Origin of the sequence: Desulfobulbus alkaliphilus, assembly GCF_016918545.1 — a bacterium.
Taxonomy (GTDB): Bacteria; Desulfobacterota; Desulfobulbia; order Desulfobulbales; family Desulfobulbaceae; genus Desulfobulbus; species Desulfobulbus alkaliphilus.
This window is the reverse complement of the sequence record NZ_JAFFQC010000063.1, coordinates 1-5,794: the sequence shown is the minus strand read 5'-3', so window position 1 is coordinate 5,794 and position 5,794 is coordinate 1. Positions and strand designations below refer to the sequence as shown.

The window sequence follows — 5,794 nt, the reverse complement described above, 5'->3', positions numbered from 1 at the left end:
TAAGAGACAGCAATGTACTTGATCCTAAAAATATGATTTTTTCATCAGGAGAAAATAAAAATTTATAAATTATAAATAGTATCCCTATTGAAATAGCACATAAATAATAAGTTAAAATTTTTTTATTTCGTTTTTTTCGATCCCATGTCACATATGAATTCCATTCTGCCTCATTTAAAGTGAAATGATACACATAATTTTCATTGTTTATCATCTCTTTTAATTGTCCGACCCTGCATTTATTATATATTATACCTATGACCGAAAGCACAAGGAAGACCGCTCCCAGCATGATAGATATGTAACTTACATTACTGTCGAATGTCTGAGTGACCTCGGGCCAGATGACCATGCCGACAAAAACCACGGCACCGATCATAGAGCATCCAAGCAATCTGGATGGTGTGCTGATGGAAATCAAATCCACTTCTTTCGCGCTACCTGTAAGTGCGAGAATTCCCATTCCCAACCCACCCAAGATCAGGAGATACCAATATTGTCGCAACGGATAACGCAAATCTCCCGGGATGGGCTCTCCCGGAAATTCCACAGACGGCAACATGTCGTATTTGACGTGATGAATACCCGAATCATTTTGCCACTCCACAAAAATGGAGCCATAAAGATTATTTTCACTCCTCCCTGATGCCAATTGTGCATGGGGCTCATCGGAGGGGCGCGCGTAATGGGGTACCTTCATACCCAAGTCCATGCCCTGCTCAAGTCCTTTAAAAAAAGATCCCCAAGAGGGTTCTTTCGCGACCAGAATTCTGTTCATAACAGTCTCAGAGATAAAAACAGACAATGGAACAGGGACGGATTGTGCTGCATAGCTGTCTTGGAAGGATTGTAATAATTTGGGCGTGGCGCCCCAAGCCAATGCAGGCCACAGAACTTCCGGTGGGGTAAAATTTTCTTCATAGAGCGACGCCCAGTCAACGGGTTCACCGCGATATAATTGCGGAGCGGGAAACCACCAGGCCACAAGCAGGGCTCCAAGCCCACAGACGAGGAGAAAGCGGCGTATCGTAAGGCTCATTGATCGAACTCCATCTGGTTTTTTTGGATGAACAAGGCTGAATGAGGAGTTACTTTCACCTGAATCCGTGACGGCTTGAGTCTTGTTTGGAGTACATTTCACTGTAACCAGGTTATACATGCGGCGATTTTCCTTGCAATATGTCGTCACCCGCCGCCCTTCGGGGCGTTGGTCCGCACGCTATCTTCATTGCCCGTAACCGTCCGATAAAGTGTACTTTAATCGAACGGCCACGAACAACAAAGCTGACGCGCGGACAAACGCTCACGGATCCAGGTTTCAGTCAATCGGCACAGGACGCCAGGAGGTTCCCTGATCTCTGGAGACAAATGGTCCGGATCCCCAAACCCCTGCCCAGATGGAACCGTCCTTGCCCACCGCGACGGCGGTGATATTGCCATCTGGGATGCCAAGGTCGATCCGTTGCCAGGACGTCCCCTTGTCCAGGGAAAGAAAAAGTCCGTGCGCCACACTCCCCGCCACGATCTCCCCTTTTTCGCCAAACGCCAGGTCCTGAATGGATGTGCCGGCGAAGAACGGGTCAGCCAGCCTCCAGTCCGTCCGCCCTGTATCAAGCACTAACAATCCCCCTCCATAGGTACCCACGTAAAGCTCTTCCGTCGGACCGGCTGCAAGGGTCATGACAAACAGGCTGCCGAGTCCATCATGGGCGGTCTCCCAGGATGAGGCGGACGCGTCAAAGCGAAATACTCCGTGCCCAAATAACCCAGCATACCATGCATCTTCCTCACGGAGCAGGATCGCTTGAACAGGCGCAACCGGGAGTCCCTTCATCTCTTCCTGAGTGGGATTGAGTTCGAACTGGTGGTCATCCTCGTTGGCTTGTCGCCACGCAAGCATGGCAAGCCCTCTCCCCCAGAAATTGACGAGCATGGTATATTGCCTGGATTGCTCCCTGGATGAGCTGAACGAAACTCGCGAGGCAGCCCCTTCCCTGACAATTTCCCAAGCCGTAAGCGCCGAATTCCAGCGTGCCAGACCAGAGGCCGTGGCCAGATACAGCGCCCCATCCGGAGCCGAGGCCGCAGAGTACAAATGGGTTTCAGGCGTGCCCGGCCAACGTTCCCATTTCAGGCCGCCGGGCTTCAGGATGTACAGGCCACCTTTTTCCGCGGTCAATGCAACCAGCGACCCATCCGCCAAGGTCAACAACTGATTCACTTTCGACTGTGGTGGGGCAAACGTCGCCTGGCTTGCCTCCCCGGATTCCGCGAAAAATGACATCATGGCAATCACAAGAAGAATTGCGACCACTGTTTTTCCGTCACGCATATTCACACCATGCCATTTTGATTCGGTTCGTTTGCAGATAGGCGAGACCATGGTGGCAAGCGGCCCCGCCCCCGAGGTGACTCTCCGGATCTGTGCTGAATAGTGAGATTATCAATCAGGTATGTCGCACACGTACTCGACGAAGCATGCAACCTCTGCCCCGAGCTTTCATCTTGTGCGGCGCGATGACAGACGCAGGTTCACCCTTTCCCCCGGTTTTCAAGATGCTTCCGAAGGGGTCGGTCGAATTGAATCATGGTCCATGACGTCAAAGGCCGTGGGACTCTGATTGATTTTCCACCCCAGACATACTCATGATATCACATAAGAGCTTAGGGTAAAGGTAGAAACCCGTGACCATAGTCAAATAGTTTGGCAATGTTATATTGGCAACCCAAGTTTATTCTGGAAAAAATAATATTTAGACCTCAAAACAATATTGACATTGTTTACTTGTTTAGACTTATCTAATATTAAAGTTGACTTCTCAGGCAGGGCGCGATAGTGTGAATCGCAAATAATGAATGGTCCGCCGTCCCTCGACGGTCACGTCTTATTATTGATCAATTTGGGAAAAATATGTTTGCATTCATCCCGGTCGCCTGTAGCATCGCCACCGCCCTGACCTGCATCCTCGCCATCCAGACCGGCAAGGGCACCATGCGCACCATTGAACGGAAAAAGAAAAGAAATGCCCGAAAAGCTCGATCTTGAAACCAAAAAAGAGATAGCCAAGATCGGCATGACCGCCGCGCTCGGCATCACGGTGGTGACCGCCCCCTTCCTCAAACGCAACCGCCTGCTGAAGAACCTGCACACCGGTGCCGGTGTTGCACTGGCGGCGCTGGGTTTATGGCACCATCTGCTCTACCAGCCGGAAACACACAAAGCCAAGGCTGCCACCCTGGTGGCCAAGAGCAACGCCGATCCGCAGGCCGCCGCCCTGCCGGAGCCCACGGTCGATCCCACCCCGGCCTCCTGAACAATCCCACAATCAAGCCAAAGCCGCCGGTTGTTTTGCCGACGGCTTTTTTCATATTTCCTTTTAAGGGGTTAGAGTCGCCGTGTGGGTTCAGGGTTCGGGGTCGCTACGCGGGTCCGGGTCCGGATTCGGGTTCGGGTCCGGGTTCGGGTCGAGTCGACCTTGACGGGGATGGCCTTGGGCGTGGTGCAGCAGAAGAAGTTGACCCCGATGCACAGGTGATCCCCCTGCACCCGGATGAGTGTCTCGGCATTGATGATCTGTTTGCGCAGGGGCACGGCCTCGTCATAGCTGTTGAGGTTGCGGTCCGGGTAGTCCCGGGAATACTGGTTGAACAACCGCCGCGCCCATTCCAGCAGCTCACTCGGCGGCATAGGCCGGGGGGCGAGCATGGCCGCTTTCAAGGTCTGGGGTTGTGGTCTTCTACCTGATGGGCAGATTGATTCGGGATTAGGTGAAAATACCTACATGGCTATAGGTAAAATTACCTACAACCAAGAATGCTGGAGATTTAACAGGTTGCACACAATACAGTGAACGGGTAAATATCCTTCATGAAAAAAATTGTCTACCCGCTCATTTTTCTGCTGCTCGCCTTTTCTTTGCCTGGTCATACCGAGACCAACGGTCCGGACAGGAATTATTGCCGGGAGGAAGCAAGCTGACATGACTGGCACGCCCTGCTCGAAAAAAATCCCGAAGATGATGCCATCCACGCCCTGTATGCTCTGCGCTTTGGCCTCTGCTCCATGGTGGAATCCGGTAATATCACCAAGGATCGAGCCACCGGAATCTTTGAAAACATGCGGCAATCCCTGATCGAGACGTATAAGGAGCGTGACAAGAGATCAAAGGAGCCTGGAAAACTTGGGATCTGAGGTGAAAAAGAAGTGAACAGCGGAGTATTATATGGGTCTCTGTCAGAGAGGGGTGGCACAGCACCGCCATTCCACTCAAAGCACCGCGATCAGGTCGGCTTGGAGTTATCAGGTTTCCAGTGAACATGATAATGGTGGTGTTATCCTGTTAGAAATGTGCTCTTTGGTGCCCGTTATGGTGTCAGGTTTTTTCCTGGCACCGGAGTTATCAAGAAACAATACATTTACTTGTTAGCTGACGCGAGTAAAGCCTGATATCAAGATCAAAAATGCAAGGGAGGTTTGATCCTTCCTTATGGGGTCGGACCTAACCAAGTTATTGAACTAATTGAGTAAAGGTCCTCTATAGGGCTTTAAAATTGCCTTAAGATGCCTTTTTTGGGGCCAAAAACGTAGATGCAAGAGAATATGCCCAGAGCCAACAGATATTTATTGCCTGATCATGTGTGGCATATAACCCATAGATGTCACGAAAAGGAATTTCTGCTGAAATTCGCCAAGGACCGGTCAGCCTGGATCAAATGGTTATTCGAAGCAAAAAAGAGGTATGGACTGCAGGTATTGAATTATACTGTCACATCGAATCCCAGTTAAATGCGCTTCGCTGTCCTTCGGAATTTAACGGGACAGGTCATATTCACTTGTTGGTACACGGACATGAAGACAAAGATGTTATTCCCAGGTCTTTGCAATTGATAGCTGGATTACTCGCCTCAGCCTCACCCTGGTCCTTTTTCGGACACCGGTGGGCGCCGAACGTTATGAACAAATATTCCGATGTTTAGCATAAATCGATCCTATGTGCGCATAGTTTTAGCGCTGGTTGGCTTGGTGGCCATAACCGCTAGCGTCATCGGTACGGTCTCTTTCACCGGAAGCCGCAAGGTGGCTACGGACATGGCGGAACAGTTACAGAGGCAGATAGCGGAAACGGTTCAGGATCGAATGCATGCATTTCTGGAGCGGCCTCATGCGCTAACGCACATGAATGTTTTGGAGTTGATAGAAAGCCCCGCTCTTTTGGATGATCCCCGCGCTTTGAGCGCGTCATGGTTGAATCAGCTTCATGCCTTTGACAATTTGCAAAATATCGCTGTTGGTGTAGAGGAGCAGGGCAATTTTATTGGAGCTGGGCGAGCGGCAGACGGCTATTTCACTATAGCGATTAGGGATCTGCATGAGGACAAACACTACCGTGTGTTTCGGGTTGATGGCGAAGGGCGGCCCATTGAGAAATTAACTGAAATCCAGAACTATGACGCCAGAGAGCGCCCTTGGTATCAAGCTGCCGTGCAAGCGGATCAAGCCATTTGGAGTCCGATCTATATTTGGGCTGCTGGTACATCGATTGGCTTGACGGCTGCACTGCCGATTAAGGGGGCTGACGGTCGATTGCTAGGTGTACAGCAGGCGGCCTTATCACTGGATTTCATTAGTGGATATTTACAGCAATTAGCCACTAACCTAGACCAAAAACAGCAGTTCCCGCTTTGTCCTGAACCCCAGTGAATACGTGGTTCCTTAAAACAGTTTTCGCAAACTTTACCAGCCCGCCAAGGAGGAGGGCTGTTGTAAGATATTAAAATTACATCATTATTTTTT

At 50.4% G+C, this 5,794-nt stretch carries 6 protein-coding genes and 1 pseudogene; 4 read left to right on the top strand and 3 right to left on the bottom strand.

Going from position 1 to position 5,794, the window contains the following annotated elements:
• Positions 1 to 1,159: hypothetical protein (locus tag JWG43_RS17020; RefSeq protein WP_205244149.1), on the bottom strand; the 1,159-nt coding region annotated here is incomplete at its 3' end.
• 159 nt (positions 1,160 to 1,318) lie between these two features.
• A complete protein-coding gene (locus JWG43_RS17015) occupies positions 1,319 to 2,332 on the bottom strand; it encodes a ligand-binding sensor domain-containing protein (protein WP_205244148.1) in 1,014 nt (337 codons plus the stop codon).
• A gap of 579 nt (positions 2,333 to 2,911) precedes the next feature.
• Between JWG43_RS17015 and JWG43_RS19970 the strand changes: the two genes are divergently transcribed.
• Complete coding sequence (locus JWG43_RS19970) at positions 2,912 to 3,046, top strand: hypothetical protein (RefSeq protein ID WP_275888489.1); 135 nt, start codon at positions 2,912 to 2,914, stop codon at positions 3,044 to 3,046.
• On the top strand, positions 3,024 to 3,314 hold the full coding sequence (locus tag JWG43_RS17010) for a hypothetical protein (protein ID WP_205244147.1): 291 nt from the start codon (positions 3,024 to 3,026) through the stop codon (positions 3,312 to 3,314). The genes JWG43_RS19970 and JWG43_RS17010 overlap by 23 nt, the downstream gene beginning before the upstream one ends.
• 71 nt (positions 3,315 to 3,385) lie before the next feature.
• Here JWG43_RS17010 and JWG43_RS17005 read toward each other — a convergent pair whose 3' ends face one another.
• Entirely contained in the window at positions 3,386 to 3,718 is a 333-nt protein-coding gene (locus JWG43_RS17005; RefSeq protein ID WP_275888488.1) for a TraC family protein, read from the bottom strand.
• An 882-nt stretch (positions 3,719 to 4,600) separates the two neighbouring features.
• Between JWG43_RS17005 and JWG43_RS20340 the strand changes: the two are divergent.
• Positions 4,601 to 4,905 (top strand): annotated as a pseudogene (locus JWG43_RS20340) (transposase); the annotation flags it as partial.
• Between the two features lie 184 nt (positions 4,906 to 5,089).
• Entirely contained in the window at positions 5,090 to 5,701 is a 612-nt protein-coding gene (locus tag JWG43_RS17000) for a cache domain-containing protein (RefSeq protein WP_205244145.1), read from the top strand.
• Positions 5,702 to 5,794: the final 93 nt, after the last annotated feature.